Source organism: Streptomyces sp. NPDC088254 (assembly GCF_044740925.1).
Taxonomy (GTDB): Bacteria; Actinomycetota; Actinomycetes; order Streptomycetales; family Streptomycetaceae; genus Streptomyces.
This window is the reverse complement of the sequence record NZ_JBIURQ010000001.1, coordinates 1,445,885-1,463,536: the sequence shown is the minus strand read 5'-3', so window position 1 is coordinate 1,463,536 and position 17,652 is coordinate 1,445,885. Positions and strand designations below refer to the sequence as shown.

The 17,652-nt window shown below is 67.9% G+C and carries 18 protein-coding genes and 1 pseudogene; 6 read left to right on the top strand and 13 right to left on the bottom strand.

The annotated features are described in order from the left end of the window. Positions 1-119 precede the first annotated feature (119 nt). Positions 120-923: a class I SAM-dependent methyltransferase gene (locus ACIOC0_RS06475; protein ID WP_402152987.1), complete on the bottom strand. Its 804-nt coding sequence runs from the start codon at positions 921-923 to the stop codon at positions 120-122. A 491-nt stretch (positions 924-1,414) separates the two neighbouring features. On the opposite strand from ACIOC0_RS06475, the gene ACIOC0_RS06470 reads away from it, so the two are divergent. Then, positions 1,415-2,227 (top strand): transposase, encoded by an 813-nt coding sequence (locus tag ACIOC0_RS06470; protein WP_402152985.1) that lies wholly within the window; start codon positions 1,415-1,417, stop codon positions 2,225-2,227. 933 nt (positions 2,228-3,160) lie between these two features. Here ACIOC0_RS06470 and ACIOC0_RS06465 read toward each other — a convergent pair. The 5 genes and pseudogenes from ACIOC0_RS06465 to ACIOC0_RS06445 all read right to left on the bottom strand — a co-directional run bounded on the left by ACIOC0_RS06465 (position 3,161) and on the right by ACIOC0_RS06445 (position 8,982). Further along, complete coding sequence (locus ACIOC0_RS06465; protein WP_402152983.1) at positions 3,161-3,370, bottom strand: hypothetical protein; 210 nt, start codon at positions 3,368-3,370, stop codon at positions 3,161-3,163. Positions 3,371-4,489: 1,119 nt separating this feature from the next. Beyond that, positions 4,490-4,966 carry a GNAT family N-acetyltransferase gene (locus ACIOC0_RS06460; protein WP_402152981.1) on the bottom strand — a complete coding sequence of 159 codons (477 nt, stop codon included), beginning with the start codon at positions 4,964-4,966 and terminating at the stop codon, positions 4,490-4,492. A gap of 39 nt (positions 4,967-5,005) precedes the next feature. After that, positions 5,006-6,472, bottom strand: a pseudogene (locus ACIOC0_RS06455) (NF041680 family putative transposase). A gap of 297 nt (positions 6,473-6,769) precedes the next feature. Then, complete coding sequence (locus tag ACIOC0_RS06450) at positions 6,770-7,765, bottom strand: helix-turn-helix domain-containing protein (RefSeq protein ID WP_402152979.1); 996 nt, start codon at positions 7,763-7,765, stop codon at positions 6,770-6,772. A 1,055-nt stretch (positions 7,766-8,820) separates the two neighbouring features. Further along, a complete protein-coding gene (locus ACIOC0_RS06445; protein ID WP_402152977.1) occupies positions 8,821-8,982 on the bottom strand; it encodes a hypothetical protein in 162 nt (53 codons plus the stop codon). Positions 8,983-9,224: 242 nt separating this feature from the next. On the opposite strand from ACIOC0_RS06445, the gene ACIOC0_RS06440 reads away from it, so the two are divergent. Continuing rightward, positions 9,225-9,530: a transposase gene (locus ACIOC0_RS06440; protein WP_402152975.1), complete on the top strand. Its 306-nt coding sequence runs from the start codon at positions 9,225-9,227 to the stop codon at positions 9,528-9,530. Further along, positions 9,527-10,951: an IS3 family transposase gene (locus tag ACIOC0_RS06435; RefSeq protein WP_402152973.1), complete on the top strand. Its 1,425-nt coding sequence runs from the start codon at positions 9,527-9,529 to the stop codon at positions 10,949-10,951. The genes ACIOC0_RS06440 and ACIOC0_RS06435 overlap by 4 nt, the downstream gene beginning before the upstream one ends. A gap of 87 nt (positions 10,952-11,038) precedes the next feature. Here ACIOC0_RS06435 and ACIOC0_RS06430 read toward each other — a convergent pair whose 3' ends face one another. Continuing rightward, positions 11,039-11,887, bottom strand: coding sequence for an alpha/beta fold hydrolase (locus ACIOC0_RS06430; RefSeq protein WP_402152971.1), 849 nt, complete (start codon positions 11,885-11,887; stop codon positions 11,039-11,041). Between the two features lie 97 nt (positions 11,888-11,984). Between ACIOC0_RS06430 and ACIOC0_RS06425 the strand changes: the two genes are divergently transcribed. Further along, the gene (locus ACIOC0_RS06425; protein WP_402152969.1) at positions 11,985-12,584 is read left to right on the top strand and encodes a TetR/AcrR family transcriptional regulator; all 600 of its coding nucleotides are present in this window, start codon (positions 11,985-11,987) and stop codon (positions 12,582-12,584) included. Positions 12,585-13,145: 561 nt separating this feature from the next. Here the strand turns inward: ACIOC0_RS06425 and ACIOC0_RS06420 are convergent. From ACIOC0_RS06420 to ACIOC0_RS06405, 4 genes are all read right to left on the bottom strand, one after another. Further along, positions 13,146-13,583: a hypothetical protein gene (locus ACIOC0_RS06420; RefSeq protein ID WP_402152967.1), complete on the bottom strand. Its 438-nt coding sequence runs from the start codon at positions 13,581-13,583 to the stop codon at positions 13,146-13,148. A gap of 20 nt (positions 13,584-13,603) precedes the next feature. Next, complete coding sequence (locus ACIOC0_RS06415) at positions 13,604-13,732, bottom strand: hypothetical protein (RefSeq protein WP_402152965.1); 129 nt, start codon at positions 13,730-13,732, stop codon at positions 13,604-13,606. Between the two features lie 186 nt (positions 13,733-13,918). Next, on the bottom strand, positions 13,919-14,122 hold the full coding sequence (locus ACIOC0_RS06410; RefSeq protein WP_402152963.1) for a DUF6207 family protein: 204 nt from the start codon (positions 14,120-14,122) through the stop codon (positions 13,919-13,921). Positions 14,123-14,278: 156 nt separating this feature from the next. Beyond that, entirely contained in the window at positions 14,279-14,725 is a 447-nt protein-coding gene (locus tag ACIOC0_RS06405) for an ATP-binding protein (RefSeq protein WP_402152961.1), read from the bottom strand. A 175-nt stretch (positions 14,726-14,900) separates the two neighbouring features. Here ACIOC0_RS06405 and ACIOC0_RS06400 point away from each other — a divergent pair, with 175 nt between their 5' ends. Beyond that, on the top strand, positions 14,901-15,296 hold the full coding sequence (locus tag ACIOC0_RS06400; protein WP_402152959.1) for an STAS domain-containing protein: 396 nt from the start codon (positions 14,901-14,903) through the stop codon (positions 15,294-15,296). Between the two features lie 26 nt (positions 15,297-15,322). On the opposite strand, the gene ACIOC0_RS06395 is transcribed toward ACIOC0_RS06400, so the two are convergent. Continuing rightward, the gene (locus tag ACIOC0_RS06395) at positions 15,323-15,673 is read right to left on the bottom strand and encodes an ANTAR domain-containing protein (RefSeq protein WP_402152957.1); all 351 of its coding nucleotides are present in this window, start codon (positions 15,671-15,673) and stop codon (positions 15,323-15,325) included. Between the two features lie 459 nt (positions 15,674-16,132). Here ACIOC0_RS06395 and ACIOC0_RS06390 point away from each other — a divergent pair, with 459 nt between their 5' ends. Next, positions 16,133-16,303: a DUF5670 family protein gene (locus ACIOC0_RS06390; RefSeq protein ID WP_279542766.1), complete on the top strand. Its 171-nt coding sequence runs from the start codon at positions 16,133-16,135 to the stop codon at positions 16,301-16,303. Between the two features lie 1,171 nt (positions 16,304-17,474). Here the strand turns inward: ACIOC0_RS06390 and ACIOC0_RS06385 are convergent. Continuing rightward, positions 17,475-17,630: a hypothetical protein gene (locus tag ACIOC0_RS06385; protein ID WP_402152955.1), complete on the bottom strand. Its 156-nt coding sequence runs from the start codon at positions 17,628-17,630 to the stop codon at positions 17,475-17,477. Positions 17,631-17,652 lie beyond the last annotated feature (22 nt).

Sequence of the window (17,652 nt, the reverse complement as noted above, 5' to 3'; positions counted from 1 at the left end):
GGTCGGCAGGTCGGCAGGTCGGCAGGTCGGCAGGTCGGCAGGTCGGCAGGTCGGCAGGTCGGCAGGTCGGCAGGTCGGCAGGTCGGCAGGTCGGCAGGTCGGCAACGACGAAAGGCGGATCACGGTGCTGGCTCAGACGTGCCTCGCGCCTGGTCGCGGCTGGCGACCACCAGGTATCCATCGCTCTCGGGGTCGAAGGTGGTGGACTGCACCGTGAGCCCGACACTCCGCAACTGAGCCACGAGATCCTCGTACCGGTAGGGCCAGATGGACAACCGCTCCGAGCAAGCCCGCACTTCCCCATCCGGCTCGATCTGGGCGACCACGATCTCAAGGAAGTTTTCCTGCTCCCAGCACTGCTCGATCTGCCAGTAGTAGCTGACAACCGCATTTCGGTCGTCGCGGCGGATGAGTCGATCGCGGACGTCTACCCGTGAGCCGGCGGAGCGCACGAGCTCCCAGTTGCGTGAGTGGAGCACAAGGCGTCCGCCCGGATTCAGCAACCGCGACATCGCTTCCAGTGCGGTCAGGCGCCCGGCTGCGCCCTCAGCGTGCCCGAGCGAGTTGCCGACGCAGAACACCAGATCGAACGTGGCGTCCTCCAGGTGGTCGGGCAACTCGTCCCAGCTCGCACGGAGGGCTCGAAGCGAGACACCCTGCTCGTCGGCGGCCCTCTCGGTCCGGCGAACCATCCCACTGCTGGCGTCCGCGGCGACCACGTCAAGGCCAAGACTTGCGAGACCGATGGCGAGCTGGCCGGTTCCACACGCGCAGTCGAGGACGCGCGCGTTGGGCGGCAGAGAGCCCACGACATCGCTGTAGTAGACCGCGGCTGCCTTGGCGGGGGTCAACCTGTCGTCCCCGATCAGCCACTCGTATACGTCGGAAAGCGCCCCATAACCAGCCACCGCGATAACCTCCATCACTCGACGACACGCGGGCTAGACCGCGCCTGCGATTCGGACCTTGCGCCTCGCACTGTGCCGGGCCGTGTCAGCGCAGGATTGGGCAGGACCCAACCACTTCCGGCCGCTGAGACTCCACCGGATTTCGTGGGAAACCACGACGCGCCGGACCGTCGCAGGTCCCCACTCCACCGGCGCCCAATCGGCCACGATGGGGACCGCGGCCGGCAAGCGCGCGTTCACTGCGGAGCGCTTTAGGCACAGCGGCTACGTCCATCTCGCCGACTTCGGGAGGCGCCAGGGGAGCGAGCAATCCCATCAGTCCCTGATGCAGGCAGAGACAGGCACCACCGGACGCCCGGAATGTCCTGATGCTGCTGCCGGGGGTATTGCAGGGCAGGGCCAGCGCCGTCCATGCTCACCGCGATCAAATCGGGTCGAGGCCCAGCCCCTTAGTACTGCAACGGTGCTTGCCGTGACTGCTGGCCAGCTCGGTCGTTGGTGTGGTTATGGGTGGGGACCTTGCTGATGTCAGGCTGTGGGCCGGTGAACTGGACGTTCTGCATGAGCGGTTCGTGCACCGGTTCAACCGGGAGGAGCCGCGTCAGTCGGCGCTGGCTTACATGCGTGGGCTGGGCGCGCCGCTGGAGCGGAAGAACGGCTGGACGCTGGCGGAGGAAGCCGGGCACACGGGCCCCGATCGCATCCACCGGCTGCTGAACCGGATCGAGTGGGACGCTGACGAGGTGCTGGACGACGTCCGCGACTACGTCGTGGAACACCTCGGCGACCGAGACGCCGTCCTGATCGTCGAGAGAAGGGGGTCCGTTCGGCCGGGGTGCAAAGGCAGTGCTCCGGCACTGCGGGCCGCACCGAGAAACTGCCAGATCGGTGTGTTCCTCGCCTGCGCCACGAGCCGCGGCCGCACGCTGATCGACCGCCGTCTGTATCTGCCCACTCCCTGGACCGGACGCGCCCGGCGGGCGAAGTGGCCGTGGAGGGGGCGTTGGAGGGGCCCGTGGAGGGGGGTTGCGGGACCTGGATCGGAGAAGAGCAACCGGCACGCGCCGACGCCATCAAGCTCACGAACAGCGTCGGCTGGTTCGCCGGCTGTAGGAAGCCGATGGCGTTCGGCCGCGCGTTCCGCACGTTCAGTCAGGGATGTTGACCCACCAGTTAGTTGCTGTTGTTCCGCCCGGGCATTTGACATAGGGCTGCTTACCGCCGGGCTGCATCCACTCGCTGGTGTAGTAGTTACCGTCCGTGCAGCGCACCATCGCCTGGTACGCGTAGGTGTGCCAGCAATAGGCCCAGGAGCCTGACCGATCTGGGATGAAGCCCCCCGAGCAGCCAGGCGGAACATAACCATCAGCAGATGCCGGGGTCGTTGCCCCGAGCACCAATGCCGCGGCAGCCGCCGCAGACGAGGCCAGAACTGCCAATCGTCTCCGAACCCTCATAGATCCACTCCCTTTCGACCGACTGTGGCTTCGAGAGTAGGAGCAGATGCGTTGATCGACTGAGGTACCGGCCGGACAAAAAACGTCCGAAGAACGGGTAGCGCTTAACGGAGTTCCCGATCCTGATCTTTTAGGAGATTAGTCAACCCCGGAGCCTTCCTGAGGGGGCTCCGGCGCGATGCGCCACGCTGCCGCCAACCAAGGCCGGAACGAGGCGCCCTCGGCGGCGCAGTAGTTACTGAGGTTGAACTCGTGATTTCGGGGGTTGCTCAGGCGGGCCGGATGGTCAGGCCGGTCTCGGAGAGGCAACCGTCAGATCGCTGGGCTGGAAAGACAGTGGGACGGCGAGATGCTGCCCCCGTACGATCGCGTGGCATTAAGGATGCCGCAAGGAAGGAATCGACCGTGGACGGGCAGCGGAGGATCTTGAGGCGGAGTTCGCCGAGGAGCGCTTCTCAGAGTTGGCCCGGTTCCTCTTCGCCCGCATGGATCCTCTGCTGCTGAGCCGCCCTGTGGCCCCGGACACGGACCGCGCTTTGCAGGCACTGAATGACGCGGTGCGCGCACTGTTGGGCCAGGCGCGGGCGTTCCGGGAGTGGGGCAATGAACCTGGTCTCGCAGGTACTTGGGACGCCCTATCCACAATCGCCCAGCAGTGGCGGCACCATCGGGACTTCCTCGAGATCTGGGAGTGGGAGTGAGCCGGTCGTCCGACGAAGGCTGTGCCAAGGCTCGGTAGTTGTCACCGACGGCACGCATAGGCTGCACAAAAACCAGGTCGAAGCAGCCGAACTGTCACTCGATGCGGAACTGTTGTGCCTGGTCGTGGTCGGCGCAGTCCTCTCTGGGTTCGAGCAGGTCGCGGCCCGGCTCGTCCAACAGGACGGTGAGGCAGCCGATGCTGAACTTCGGGTGGTGCCACTGGATCTGCACGACGTCGGCGCTCAGCGGCTCGAGGAACACATGCGGTAGTGCGGCCTCCGCGCAGGGTCGTTGCGCGGCCACGGCCGTGCGGTATTGGCCGCTACGATCCCTACCTTCGGTGAGGCAGAGGTCGGGTGTCCGAGCGGGGTGGATCCGTGCCCAGCTGCCCACCGCCAGGATGCACAGCCCGGTCATCGACATCGCCGGCGGAGCGGTTGGCGGCTGTGCGGTGTCGAGCAGAGTGTTGACGCCGAGGGCGCATACGGCTCCCAGGCCCGCGGCGACGACCGAGCCGGCCAGCCGGCGTCCTCGCGCGGCACGCGCCGGGCGGGACTCGTCGAGGGCGCCCGCTTGGCTGTCGCCGCCGTCATCTGCGTCGGTCGCACCCGGGCGAGGTCCGCCGGCGGCAGCTGCCCGGCCTCGCCCCAGTGCCGGGAGTCCAGCGCGTTCCACGACGGGATGCACAGCTGCACGCCTGGCGGTGCCACGCTGGTGCAGCGCATGCGACTGTCAGCGCCGAGGGCTCAGCACGTTCGTCGAACAAGCGCCTCCCCGCATGCGGAGCATGAAGCAGTCGGCACACGGGTCGCCGGCAGGTGGCAGATTTCCCACAAGCCTATGGCAGCTCTGTGGCAGCGTTGGTGTGCACGGGGCAGGCCACGGGCTCGTAACGCGGCGAATTGCTCCGGCGTGGAATGGCTTCCACCGACCACTGCAAGCCGCGGTATATGTGGATGCTGACGGCATGCGGCTGTGAGCCGAGGCTGTGACGGAAGTCCGCCACGACGTGGTCGGCGCCTCCCTTTACCGACTTGAGGACGGGGGCAGGCAGCCGTCGGACGACGCTCTCGACCACGCAGTAACTGCAGGCGTTCGGCACTCGCCGTCGCACGGTGCGCAGTCGGGGCGAGTGGCCCGAGCCCTGGGCGATCAGCCCGATGGGTCCTTGGCTGGCCGCAAGGATCGTCAACTCGCGGAGGCGACGCGCCCGCAGGACCCATGCGACCTCGCGTGCCAAGCGCGCTTCGCTCTGCCTCAGGACCACATACCTCGACCGCAGACGCCAGTCCTCGGGAAACAACTGGCTGATGGCCAGGCCAAGGAACACCAACAAAAAAGGGATTCCCGTGATGAGAAAAGCACCCAGCATGCCGCCCCCCTCCCAGAGCTCTCCAGTATGCGGCACCCTAAACTTGTCGTTTAACCTTCGGCCTCGACCAGGCGGCGTGGTTGGGCGCCTGGGCAGAGGTAGAAGAGTTCGGGGTCGCCTTCGTCCAGGCCGTGGAGCAGGCCGACCGGGCTCCAGCCGACGCGCTGCAGCAGCAGTTGCATGGGGTGGTTGGAGACGTTGGTCGAGGTGAACAGTTTCGGGCTGGTGCACGCGGCCTCGGTGGCCTTGAGGAGACGTGCGCCCACGCCTCGTCGGCGGGCGGTGGGCGCGACCATCACCATGGTGATGAAGCCCCGCTCGAAGAAGGTGTATTCCAGCACGCTGTAGCCCAAGGGGCCGGATGCGTCCTCGGCCAGGAGGACCGAGCCTTGCTCGCACCAGCGTCGGATACTCGCGCGCCGTGCATCGTCGCCCGATGCCGCGATGGAATCGATTCGGGTCAATGCGGGCCAGTCCGAGGCATCCGCGTGGCGTATCACCAGTTCGTCGGGGTTATCAAGATCCATGGGGTGCATCGTGGCAGCACGATGCGTTGGACTGCTCGTCTATTGCGTTCGGCGGGGCTTGGTGCCCTTCCTGTGGTGGGCGGGGCGAGTGTAGGCCTCGCCCGTGACCAGGACCCGCCCCACGTCGTGGCGTGGCGCCGACCGGCGGGTCTTGGAGCCGGGCGGCCGGCCGGGGCCGGGCGCGGCGGGTTTCGGTGCACGCGCTGGGGAGGGCGTCTTCGCGTGGAGGTTCCGGAACCCCGGCGGACCCGGGCCGGGGTGAGCCTGTTCGGCTCGGCCTTCTTCTCCCACGGCCGCCGCAGGTCGACGGCGAGCGGACGGGCGAGCCGGAGCTGGGTGTGAGCGGCGATCACCAGCCACGTCCAGCGGTCGGCGGCCTCGGGGCTGCGGAGCCTCGGCTTCGTCCATCCCAGGGTCTACTTGAACAGGCGGAATGTGTGCTCGACGTCGAATCTGCGCAAGGTAGGACTGCCAGCAGCGGTCGAGGTCCGCCGCGGTGGCGCCGGTGCCCGACCACCACAGCCAGACCGGCTTGTTGACCCCGCCGGAGGGCAGCTTCTCCACGACCAGGCGGATGACGGTGCCCTCGATGACGGGCAGCGGTCCCTGGTAGTCGGCCCAGGCTGCCCGGCGGGTCAGTCGCGGGTGCAGCCGGTCCCACGCCTGCGCGGTCGCCTCCCCGTGGAGCCGGGTGCCGGTGACCGTCACTGCCTGCTCGGCGCCCCAGGTGTCGGGCTGACCGAAGACGAACTCGCCGCCGTGCTTGGGCGGTCGGCCGCCCCTGGGGTTGTAGACGCGCGGTGGTGTCGGGCGGCGCATCACCCGGTCCGAGCGCAGCTGTCCCAGGATCTCCACGGGCAGGTCGGCCAGCAGATGAGCGATGCGCGGGGCGTCGTAGCCGGAGTCCAGCACGATGAGGATCTTGGGATCCCCCTCGTTCCATTGACCAGCGGCGCTGAGCTGATCGACGACCTCCCGCAGCTGGGCGGTGGTGACTGCGGCGAGGTCGGCGCCCGGCTGGAGACGGATCGCGTCGAGCACTGCGGTCCAGGAGGTGCGGCCGGTCTCCAGCGCGGCCACGACCGGGTACGGCCAGCCCGGAATCATCTGGTGCTTGGCCTCGCCCCGGCCGTAGGTGTGGCAGAACGAGCGGTCTGGGCAGGTCGCGGCGTCCGGTCGCAGCCATGGCGAGACGTCCACCGCCAGGACCACGCGGCCGTCGGCGGCCTTAAGCAGCGGCAACCCCGCGATCCTCCGCCGCAGGCGGCCGATATCCACATGCCCCTTGTTCAAGCCTCCGTACAAAGCACCGTGACCACGGCGGTGTTCCGGCGCCAGGGCGAGATCAACCAGTGTCCTGACCGGCCCGTCCGTGCACAGCAGGGCGTCGGTGAGCTCAAACAGTGCGTCAGCCCGTCCCTTCAGGCAGTCGTAGAAGTCGCCACGGAAGCGTGACAGCGTCGCGAACGCCTCATTCCGGTCCCCTTGTTGCAGCACACTCTTCACTACGGCCTCGGTCTGGTCAGGTGCGTCCTTGGTCGGAGCACATGATCAGGCCGAGGCCGCCTGCGCGTCCCGTGGATTCCCAGGTGAACGACCCAGTTCGAGGCACGTTTCGACCTCGTCAGATAAACGACAAGTTGAGTGCCTGTTTCTGAACCCTGAATCGGCAGGTCAAAGGCCGTGGGTCCGAAATGGGGCTTTGCGCAAGCGTTCGGGGATCGGTCACAGCGACCGATCCCCGAACGGCAACCGTGGTGACTGGTGGGGCACGGGCGAAAGACGCTACGAACGCCGTGGCACTTACGGAGGCGGAATCAGTTTGATCAGGAAGTCCTGGTCGGCGGCACCGGAGCAGCGGCCTTGGACGATCTCCGCTCCTTCTCCGGTGTCTTGATCACGCAGGCTCAAGCATTGACCTGTGACGACCGGACGGATGCGGAAGTGGGCGGTGTCAGGCAGACCGTAGCGTTCGAGGCGGAATTGTTGGGCCTGGTTGTCGTCGGCACAGTCGTCGCGAGGCTCAAGGAGGTTCCGCCCCGGCCCTTCCGCCAGGACGGTGAGGCAGCCGATGCCGTATTTCGGGTGATGCCACTGGATCTGGACGATGTTTTTGCCCAGCGGTTCGAGGAACACGCGCGGCTGGATGACCTTCTCACAGGTTCGTTGTGCGGCGACCGCGGTTTGGTATCGGCCGGTTCGGTCCCTGCCTTCAGTGAGGCACAGCTCGGGTGTACGAGCTGGATGAATGTGCGCCCAGCTGCCCACTGCCAGCATGCGCAGTCCGCTCACGGGCATTTCAGGCATGGACGTGTGCGTGGGCTCGTTGGAGAACAGGCTGCCGGCGCCGAGCGTGCCCGCGACGCCGATACCGACAGCGCCGAGAAGACCGACAGCCCGGCGCCACCGCGGGATGGGCACGGGGACCGGCACATCGGTGAGTGGTCTGTCGGGCTTGTCATCAGGATCGTCGCCGGGTGCTGCGGACTCGGTAGTGGCGACGCGGCGGCGGGCCTCGAGCCACTTCTGCACTTCTTCGTCGCTGAGGCCGCAGGCCCGAGTGAAGGCGTCGACAAACCGCTCTCGGGGCAGGGTGACACGCCCGAGAGTGGTCGCGATGGTGCTCGCCGGGAGCGTGTCGGCGCGCGCGGTGGCCTTGCCCTCGAGTTGGCGGTACGTCAGACCGGACCAGACGCGCAGCGTGCGCAGTGCCGCAGTGAACTCGGCAGGAGTTTTGGCCTGCGAGGGTTGTGGTGGATCCTGCAGCGGCTCGGAAAGGCTGTCCCCCTTCTGGCTCATGGCCTCAGCATGACCCCACAGATCATCACTGGGCACCGGTAAACAAGCCTTGTTCGGGCGCATTCCGAACGCCCTGAGCGCAGTTCCGAACGGTTGCGAACGGATCTTCTCCTTGTCACCCCGATGACTGTGCAGAAATCCTCGGCAACGACGGCTTCGTTTGTTGTCACTCGAACGCCGGCGTTCGTTCACGAGCTGTGCCGCATGTCCGGCACCAGCCAGTGCACATCCGAGAGTTCATCGGTCGAGAGAGAAGGATCAGTTATGCGTATGCGCAATGTCCTCGCCGGCGCGGCCCTGGGGTCCGCGTTAGCGCTGGGGGGCTTGGCCGCTCCCGCGCAGGCCGCTCCCACGCCCGTCGACAGCAACACGACGGCAGACGCACCGAGCACCCCTTCCGCCACCGTCGTTGTCGGCTGGTACCGCACCCTCGCGCGGTGCGAGGCCGAGGGAGAGGGCTCCGCCTATAGCTGGTGGGACTGCAGGTGGAGTTCCAGCCGCGGCGCCTGGGGGCTGTACGTAGACACTGACTCCTAGCCTGCCTCCCCCCCGGAGGGGGAGGCAGGCGCAGTAGCCTGACACCAGGTGGCTCCAGGGGCGAGTTGCCGTACGGCAACTTGAGATTGATCAAGGCCGCAGCCGTTTGATGGCCTCTCCATGACGCTGGTGATGGTCAGCGCCACGGCGTTCGTAGCGTCTTTAGCTCGTGCCCCGCCAGTCACAACAGTTGCCGTTCGGGGATCGGTCGCTGTGACCGATCCCCGAACGCTTGCGCAAAGCCCCATTTCGGACCCACGGCCTTTGACCTGCCGATTCAGGGTTCAGAAACAGGCACTGACAGCCGTTGCTACGGGTGCCGATGCGGCGGTTGACGACGGCCTGCCCCTGCAGCCCATCCGCATCCGCCAGCCCGAGGACCCGCTCACCCCCGAGGAGATCGACCTCCGCGAACGCCTCCAGGCCCAGCCCCACCGGAACGCGGAGACCCGCAGCTAGAGTCCATGATTGTTCTCGGCGTCGACGGCTGTACCGAGGTTCCCCAAGACCGCATACCCCTACGCGGCGTTGGTGCCGTCCGTGTAGTCGATGACGGCAGCAAGCTCCTCGTACTGGAACCACTGCGGATCCGACGCGAGTTCTCGCACCCGCTTGACGAACACCGTCCACGGCGGAACACCCGGGCCCAGGCCGGCCGCCGGGCTCGAGGAACCAGCCACCGGCCACCCGTCACTACGCCGGGCGGGTCCTCACCATCGGCGAGGGCGTTCAGCCGTCCCGCCCACCGGCACCCAAGCCCCGCGCGGGCCATGAAGCTCCGCCCGCCTGAACCGGCAGGAAGCCGACGAGGTTCGATGGCTCCATGGTGAGACGAAAGCGGGAGAAGAAAAGGCGTGAAGCTTCCCCTTGATGTTGGACACCTGGAGACTGGGACGTGAGGTTCCAGAGGAAGTAGCGCCAGGTGGGAAGCAAGAGCAACCGCAGCAGGCGGTACTCGGAGGAGTCCGAGCGCGACGCGGTCGCGCTGGTCCGCTCCTCCGGCAGGACCGTCACCGAGGTGGCCCGGGAGATCGGGGTCAGCGCCGAGGGCCTGCGGAACTGGGTCAAACAGGACACGATCGACCGCGGGCAGGGGGCGCCGGGCGAGCTCACGAGCGCGGAGCGGGAGGAACTGCGTCGGCTGCGGCGGCAGAACCGTGAGCAGGCCGAGACGATCGAGGTGCTGCGAAAAGCGGCGGTCTTCTTCGCGAAGGAGAGCGATCGATGAACGACGTGTACGCGTTCATCGAGGCGGAGAAGACCGCCCACCCGGTCGCTCTGCTGTGCCGGCTGCTGAAGGTGGCCCGCTCCTCCTTCTACGCCTGGATGGCCGGCGAGCAGGCCCGCGCCGCCCGCCGGGCCGCCGACGACGCCCTGGCCCACGAGATCACCGTCTTGCACATCGCCTCCCGGTGCACCTACGGGGTGCCGCGCGTCCATGCCGAACTGCGCAGGCTGGACCGGCGGGTCAACCGCAAGCGCGTCGAGCGGATCATGCGTGAGCGCGACATCGCCGGGGTCACCCGGCGCAAGCGCCGGTCGCTGACCCGTCCGGCGAAGAAGGCGGTGGCCGCTCACGACCTGATCGGCCGCGACTTCACGGCCGACGCCCCGGGGCGGAAACTGGTCGGGTGCATCACCTGCATCCCCACCGACGAGGGCTGGCTGTATCTGGCGACCTGGCTGGACCTGGCGGCCCGCGAGATCGTCGGCTACTCGATGGCCGACCACTACCGCGCATCCCTGGTGGTCGACGCACTGGCGATGGCCGCCGGCCGCAGCGACCTCCAGCCCGGCTGCATCGTGCACTCGGACCGCGGAGCGGAGTACACCGCTGACGAACTCCGCTGGGAAGTACGCCGGTTGGGGCTGCGGCAGAGCATGGGGCGAACCGGCTCGTGTTACGACAATGCCGCCGCCGAGAGCTTCTTCGCGCTGCTGAAAGCGGAGACCGGCACCCCCCGCTGGCCCGACCGGACCACTGCCCGCGCTGAGATCCTCACCTTCATCGAGACCTTCTGCAACCGCAAGCGGCTGCGGAGGCACCCAGTCTGGGGCCACCCCACACCGCTGGAGGCAGCGACACGAGCAAGAACACGCCCTCGCAGCGTAAGCATCGAGTGTCCAGCATCACGGGGAAACTTCACTTGCCACGTCCCCCGCGTATCCGGACTCGCCGGGCTGGTCGGAGCAGGAGCAGCGGGAGGTCGCCGCGCTGCGGCAGCGGGAACGCGACCTCACCGCCGTGATCCTCACGCACGCCTTCTGGAACGAGGTCGTCGACCCCGAGCGTCCGGACGCCCGCAGCAAGCTCCGGTACGCCCTCATGGCGGCCTCGGACGGCGGGGAGCAGGAGGCGTAGTTGTGGCGGACACGCCGCCCGAGCCGCCCCGATCACGGTGGTCCTCCCGGACGGACAGGAGTTCTCTGGGGCAAGGGGTGTGGCGCGAGGCGGAGTTCGATGACTCTGTGCAGCTCAGCGCCGGTGTCGTTGACGATATCCGGCACAACAGGTGTGGCGCCATCGCTGAATCGAGCGATGGCACCTTGCCGCAGGGGGACCTCTGTCCGTCCGGGAGCGGGCAGGCCGAGGTTCGGGGCAGCCGCAGGTCGAAGTGCGATGGGTGCAGCTCTGTTGGGACTCTTTGAAAATCCCCACCCGCGCTCGCCGTGTTCCCCAGACCTGTTCGCCTCAGATCCCCGCCCCGGGATGGCATCTGACTTGGCTCGGCCCGCTCAGCTCTCCCCCGGCAGCGGGTGTTCCTTGACGAAGCGGCGGAGCTCTGCGGTGAGGCCGGCTGGGTTGTCGAAGGGGACGAGGGTGCGGGCGTCGGGTATCTCCACGTAGCGCGCGTTCGGCAGCAGCTCCGCGAGGCGGCGCCCCGTGGCGAGCGGCATCATACGGTCCTCGGCGCCCCAGGCGACCAGTGCGGGGCGAGTGAAGGAAGGCAGATTCGCAGCGGCCTTCAGATAGCAGTCCGGGTCCGCGCTGCGGCAGAACTTGGCGAAGTCGCGCCGGATGTCGCGGCTGCCCAGCAGCGGACCGTACCAGCGGGCGATCAGCTCTTTCGGAAGCCGCTTCTTCGCCATCCCGCCGAGTGACGTCTGCATGCGCGCCAAGGGCGGGAAACGGAAGGACTGGAGGAGGAGGAAGAGGCCGCCGGGAATCCTGCTGGCTCGGTGGAGCGTTCTGCCCTGAATACCCGGTGGGTAGTTGTCCAGCGCCTCGCAGGAGGTGAGGACGAGCCGGGCGATGCGATCCTCTCGTACGCCAATAAGGAGTTGAGCCGTTCCGGTGTCGTTCTGGACGAGGGTGACATCGTGGAGGTCCAGGTAGTCCATAAACTCGGCCAGGAGCGCCGCGATGCCATGCGCGGACAGGTCGGCGTCCGGCCGCATCGGACGCCGGTGGCTGCCGAGCGGCAGGACGGGGACCAGCACACGGAAGTCGGGCCGTAGATGGGAGACGACCTCGCTCCAGACCGACTCGTCGAAGCCGAGGCCGTGGACCAGGACCACGACGGGGCCGTCGCCACCCGTGTCCTCGTAGTCGATCGTCCCTGCGCTCAGCTCGATCTCGGGCATGGCGTTGCCTCCGGCTCGGTCGCACGGTTCTTGATAGATCGTTCTAGTGAGAGAATAGATGTACACCGACAACGGCCGCCACCCGGAGGCTCCACCCATGAGCGACAGCAAGGACACCACCCCACGAGACACCAAGCAGCGCATCGTCACCGCCGGCACCGAACTGTTCCGGCGCAGGGGCTACACCGGGACGGGCATAAAGCAGATCGCCGAGGCCGCCGACGCGCCGTTCGGGTCGATCTACCACTTCTTCCCAGGGGGCAAGGCGCAACTGGGCGAGGAGGTAATCCGCACCTCAGGAGCCGTCTATCTCGGCCTTGTCGCCGAGCTCCTGGATCCGCACGAGGACAGAGCCGCCGCCACCAGAGACTTCTTCACCGCCGCAGCCGACACCCTGAGCGAGCTCGACTTCGCCGACCCTTGCCCGATCGCCACCGTCGCACTCGAGGTGGCCAGCACCAACGAGCGGCTGCGGATCGCCACTTCGGAGATCTTCGACAGCTGGATCGACGGCCTCGCCGCCTACTACGCGGCAGGCGGCATCCCACAGCCGGCCGCGCGTGAGACGGCCAGCTCAGTGATCGCACTGCTCGAGGGGGCCTTCATGCTCGGCCGTGCGGCGCGCAGCACCGCTCCGGTGCTCGCGGCGGGCACAGCGGCCGCGGCGATCGTACGCGCGGCGCTGGCCGGCGAGTGACGGTCACCCTCAGCCAAGCCGCGCCAGTCTCGAGACCCGCTGACTATCAGGCGGACCCACCTCTGGTCGTGCCCGCAAGCAAGTGAGGAGGAAGAGCGGGGCTGTCCGTTTTCAAGGAGCGCCAACAGCTCGTCTGTGGGCCTGTGATCGTGGGTGCCCTACTCGGATCGACGGCGGATTACCGGGAGGAGGCGCCGCATGCCGAGTACGTGTCCGCCCGTCCCGATGACGAGCCATCGGTAAAGGGCACCGGCCGGGCCAGGAGCGGCGCATCCTCATCGCCACGGAACGCCACTTCGCCCGGGCCGGAGCCGTCACCCAAAAGTGGGTAACAGCCGGACCCCGCGCCCACCTGCCGGAGACGGCGCCGCCGCGCCCCGCCGCCCCTCTCCCCCGCCCGGGGCGAGGCGGCGGGTTCAGTTCTCCGAGGGGAAGCGCGCGGCGATCTCCCGCGCGAGCCGGTCCGCCCGCATGCCCACCTCCAGCGCGTATCCGACCGGCGTTCGCGTCGCGGGCGGTGGTATCCCCCGGTCGGCCTACTGCGACCGACCTGGCCAAGCCTTATTCGGACGTTGTCTCGCGCCGCACCTCGTATCCGTACCACTTGTCCGCGTCCGTGTCGAAGTACAGCGTCGGGTGGTCGCCCGCCTCCTCGACCTGGAGAAGCGTGTATTCGGAGTCCTCCGAGAAGGAGCCTGCGGCGTCGAAGCGCAGCTCGATGGTGCTGCTGCGGTCGTCATCGCCGACGAGGCTCCACTCGCCCCGCCCGGAGAGTCTCCCGTTTCCGGGCGGGGGATCGGTGAAGCCAAACTCGATGGCATTACGCGGAATGCCCGACATCTCGAACCTGCCATCGTCGTCGAACTCGACCCGGCCGCCGCCGGAGCCCTTCCAGACCCCGTCGACCTGCGCCGAACTCAGTTCGCCCGCCTTGCCCGCTTCGCAGCTGTCGAGAGCGAACAGGCCGCCGAGAAGCAGTACGGGGACGGCCGCGGCCATCGCGCACCCACGAAATACCTTCATGCCTGCCTACTTGTAGATGAGGGAACGGCAAACCCGGCCAGCAGCCCCAGCGCGCCCGCCGCCAGCGGTGCGCCCAGCAGACGCATCCAGGACCGGGGCACGCGCAACTTGTCCGCCTGGCTCATGGGGTAATCGTGGCCGATGAGGTTGGCTATGGCGGCAAGCAGTTTACGGCCGAGGTGAGGAGGGTGACCACGAAGTAGGTGACGACCACGAAGGTCTCCCTCTGCTATCGCAAGAACGACGATGGAGTGTTGGCCGTTGGACGGTTCAGCGTCGAAAGCGGGTGCGAAGCCGTAAGTACTTCTCGATCAGCCACCGCTCGGGCATGACGCGGAAGTCAGGGCCGGTTCGCGGGCACGGTGTCCTTCGTCACCAGCATGCTGTCGGACCAGCAGAGCCGGTAGAGATCGACCTCGTCCAACAAAGGCGAGCGCGGTGGCGTCGTCGGCGGCCTTGACGTCGACGACAAGCAGGCCCGGCTCGCTCACGTGTGTCTCGTGGATCGGGTCCATGTACGGCACTACGCCCGGCGTCCCTGGGTAAGTTCCGCCGCTGCTGCGTCTTCACCCGACCGAGTGCAGGCCGTCAGGGACCGTCACCGCCCCAGTGCCAGCAGGCCGTGGTCGCCCCCGTGTAGCCCGCCGCTGCAAAGCAGGCCCGCCAGGCTGCTACTGGGGGCGGCGTCCGGTGATGTCACCGCCCGGGTCGTCGGGCAGGGCGATGCGGGCGGTGATGCGTTTGCCGACCGGCTCCCGGTGGACCTCGTAGCTCTGGGCGACGGCCATGACGATCTCCAGTCCGTGCTGGCCGACCCTGCCCGCATCGGCGGCCCGGGCCACCGGGAGGACCGGAGCGCTGTCCCACACGACCACTTCCACCAGGTCACCGACGATGCGCAGCTCCATCAGCACCGGTCCGGGCGCGTACTTGCGGGCATTGGTGACGAGCTCGCTGACCACCAGCTGCGTCAGGTCCATGGCACGCGCGGACACGGGCAGGCCGTACTCAGCCTGGACGCGGGCAAGGAAGTCCACCGCGCGGTGACGCGCCTCGGCAATGCAGGATCCGTCACCGTCCAGAGCGACGGTGTCCTGTATCGGATCGGCGTCAGACATCACGCCGCCCTCGCCATCGGGAACTGCTCTCGCCGGGTCCACCCTTGCTTCCCCCGTTCACACGCCGCGCGTACCCCGCACTATGCCGCACATGTCCCGTGAGGACCGTGTAACGGGCCGCACACGCGTTCGCCGTAGCATCGAGGCGGGTTATCGGCGCACTATCGTCGGAGCCTTGAGTCCCCCATCAGCGAGCGCAGCCGAGGACACGGTGACAGACACCCACGGAGCGGCCCGGTCCGGCCTGTCGATCGACCACAGCGCCGTCGACGGCATCCGGGTGCTCACCGTGCGCGGCGAGATCGACCACGATGTCAAGGATGTGCTCAGCGAGGCCCTGCTGTCCTTTGACGGCGCGACGCCACGGACCGTGGTGGACCTCAGCGGCGTGACCTTCATGGACTCCAGCGGCATCAACGTCTTCGTCGCCGCCCACAAGAGCATGAGCGACGCTCAGGGGTGGCTGCGTATGGCCGGCGCCCAGGAGTCAGTGCTGCGGCTCCTTCAGATCGTCGGCCTGGACCAGGCCATCGGCTGCCACTCCACCGTCGAGCAGGCCCTGACCGCGTGACCCGCGCCGTGCCCGGCCGCGGCGTTCTAGCCGGCTTCCCCGTCCGAGGTCTCATGCTGGCGTGACCGCCGGTGCACAGCCGCGTCCAGCTCCCGCCCCACCGGCTCCGGCAGCGGCTGCCCCAGTGCCCAGGCGATCACCGACTCGGCCACCGTGTGCAGCTTGATGTTGGTGCGCTGGGACACCTCACGCAGCACCTCGAACCCGGCAGCCGGCGCAAGCCGGTGGATCGCGGTAAGAACACCGATGGCCTGGTCCACCGTCGCGTGCGAGTTGACGGCTTGCCGCAGCTGCGCGTTCTCCTGCTCCAGACGGGCGTTCGTGGCGTCGGCACGTGTCCCGTCGGGCGCGGGCCGCGGCACGCGGGATGTCGTCATACTGGTCTCCATACAGGGCAAGGCATCCCTGTACGCCTGCCCCGCAACCTTGACATCTTCACACCCCCACCGGGGTGTGAAGATCGGCACAAGAGGAATGACTCTTCGCCGCCCCCAGCGGCAAAGAGCCCCCAAGGGCTGTAGACCCGACCCTTGTCCAGCCGAGTGGCCACCGCGTCCACCTCACACCCTCACGGGCCGTACAGGCGAGGACAGGCAGCCAAGAGGGGTGCCGCAGCCGACCCGGGGATGACTACGGCACCGCCCCGCGCAGCCCTGTAACACGGCAGGAAGAACACGCCCCGGGGCCGACCGTGCCAGTGCCCCACCATCCGGGCGGTGAGGTGAACGCCGTGGAGGAAGTGCGTTCAGTGCCCACAAGAGCAGTGGAGAAACCAGGAAAATCGACCGTGTGTTCATGCATTCGCCGGGCACGAGGAGCGACGGAGGTTGATAACTATGGTTCCCCTGCTACTCGTTCTTCTGTTGGCCCTGATCCTCTTCGGCGCGGGCTTCGCGGTGAAGGCACTGTGGTGGATCGCCGTCATCGTGCTGGTCGTCTGGCTGCTCGGCTTCGTCATGCGCTCCGCGGACACAGGTGGCCGCAAGGGACGCTGGTATCGCTGGTAACCCGCCAAGCAGCAGCACGTTTGTGGGCCCCGGATGTATCCGGGGCCCACAGGCATGTCTCGGATCAGGACATCTCTCCGGGCAAACGGTGTAGCTACCACCTTCCCGGGAACCGGGCCTCACAGCTGGGGCCCGGTGAAGCAGCGGAACCTGCGCCTCCACACCACCGGACCCCAGCCACCCCGACATCCCACACCGCGCGCTCACCAGACAGCAATCTGCCGCCGCAGGCCGCGATTGCCCTACACCTCGCCCAGTCCCAGTTCGGCGTAGTGCCGTCCAGCCGCAGGCTCGGGTGGACATAGTCGGCGCCGTAAACCCAGCGGCGCAGCAGTTGCTCATCACCACGGTCCATCCGGTCAGCCTTGCAGCCGCCACCGACAGCGAGGTCCGGTCGCATCAGTCGCGGAAGCGCGAGATCCAGGTGCCGCCGGCCTTCTGCTCGGGCACGGCCTGGTCATGCTCCTGGTGCCGGTGCTCGGTGTGCTCGGCTTGGCGTTCGGCGGTGATCGCACGCTGCTTGCAGTCGTCGCACAGGTGCGGGTGGGTCTCCCGCGGGGTGTCCCACCCGGCGGTCCCATTTCGATCAAGAAGTGTGGGAAATGCGACCCAATTCGGGCAACACGAACTCGCCCCGACCGAGCGGCAGGTGGGCGGGACTCCCCCACATCAGGCCGAAACTTGCCGTACGGCGAGGGCCGTTACGGGACGTCCTCCGGGGCGCCCTGGTCCGTCTCGCGTGCGTCCGGCCGCACCCGGACAAGGGGGCGGCGGCGTACCCGCAGCTGTCCTGGACCCGCCGGGCAATCAGATGCAGTGGCCGAAACCATGCCCGACCAACCCCGTGCATCGGTGCCTGCCCGGGGTCGCCGCCGGGCTTGACGGCGGCGGAGCGCGTCGGCCCGGGCCGACGCGCAACCGGCTGAGCGCGCCCCGATCCCCGGCCCGGCCGCGCCGCCCATCCCGCCCGTCCCTTCCTCCTTCCCTCCAGCCAAGGAACATGGGCAGAACAGCCGCAACGGGGATGTCAGCGATCCGACCACTGCAAAACGGGCCCGGCTGCCGCTCGGCCAGCCAGCCCCCGCGACCAGGCGCTTCGCCTTCGACCGCAGTGCCTCCACCCGAGCCGGCACCACATCCATGCCGAACGCCGCGGCCATCTCCTGGCACGTCAAGGGCCCTTGATGAAGCCAGGCACGGTCCGCACCACGACGACGCCGACCCCGATCGCCGCTCCCAGCGCTGGGTGATAGGGGGCGACGACAACGGTTAACGCGCCCACCAACAACAGCACTACTATGCGCACGCTGATCTGGTCGTTGTTCACGAAGCCCTCCTCTCCCTGCTCG

Bases quoted from the DNA above. Each gene is read 5' to 3' on its own strand.
- ACIOC0_RS06475 (WP_402152987.1), bottom strand. From the start codon at position 923: ATGGAGGTTATCGCGGTGGCTGGTTATGGGGCGCTTTCCGACGTATAC.
- ACIOC0_RS06470 (WP_402152985.1), top strand. From the start codon at position 1,415: ATGGGTGGGGACCTTGCTGATGTCAGGCTGTGGGCCGGTGAACTGGAC.
- ACIOC0_RS06460 (WP_402152981.1), bottom strand. From the start codon at position 4,966: ATGGATCTTGATAACCCCGACGAACTGGTGATACGCCACGCGGATGCC.
- ACIOC0_RS06450 (WP_402152979.1), bottom strand. From the start codon at position 7,765: ATGAGCCAGAAGGGGGACAGCCTTTCCGAGCCGCTGCAGGATCCACCA.
- ACIOC0_RS06435 (WP_402152973.1), top strand. From the start codon at position 9,527: ATGAACGACGTGTACGCGTTCATCGAGGCGGAGAAGACCGCCCACCCG.
- ACIOC0_RS06430 (WP_402152971.1), bottom strand. From the start codon at position 11,887: ATGCCCGAGATCGAGCTGAGCGCAGGGACGATCGACTACGAGGACACG.
- ACIOC0_RS06425 (WP_402152969.1), top strand. From the start codon at position 11,985: ATGAGCGACAGCAAGGACACCACCCCACGAGACACCAAGCAGCGCATC.
- ACIOC0_RS06420 (WP_402152967.1), bottom strand. From the start codon at position 13,583: ATGGCCGCGGCCGTCCCCGTACTGCTTCTCGGCGGCCTGTTCGCTCTC.
- ACIOC0_RS06415 (WP_402152965.1), bottom strand. From the start codon at position 13,732: ATGAGCCAGGCGGACAAGTTGCGCGTGCCCCGGTCCTGGATGCGTCTG.
- ACIOC0_RS06410 (WP_402152963.1), bottom strand. From the start codon at position 14,122: ATGGACCCGATCCACGAGACACACGTGAGCGAGCCGGGCCTGCTTGTC.
- ACIOC0_RS06405 (WP_402152961.1), bottom strand. From the start codon at position 14,725: ATGTCTGACGCCGATCCGATACAGGACACCGTCGCTCTGGACGGTGAC.
- ACIOC0_RS06395 (WP_402152957.1), bottom strand. From the start codon at position 15,673: ATGACGACATCCCGCGTGCCGCGGCCCGCGCCCGACGGGACACGTGCC.
- ACIOC0_RS06390 (WP_279542766.1), top strand. From the start codon at position 16,133: ATGGTTCCCCTGCTACTCGTTCTTCTGTTGGCCCTGATCCTCTTCGGC.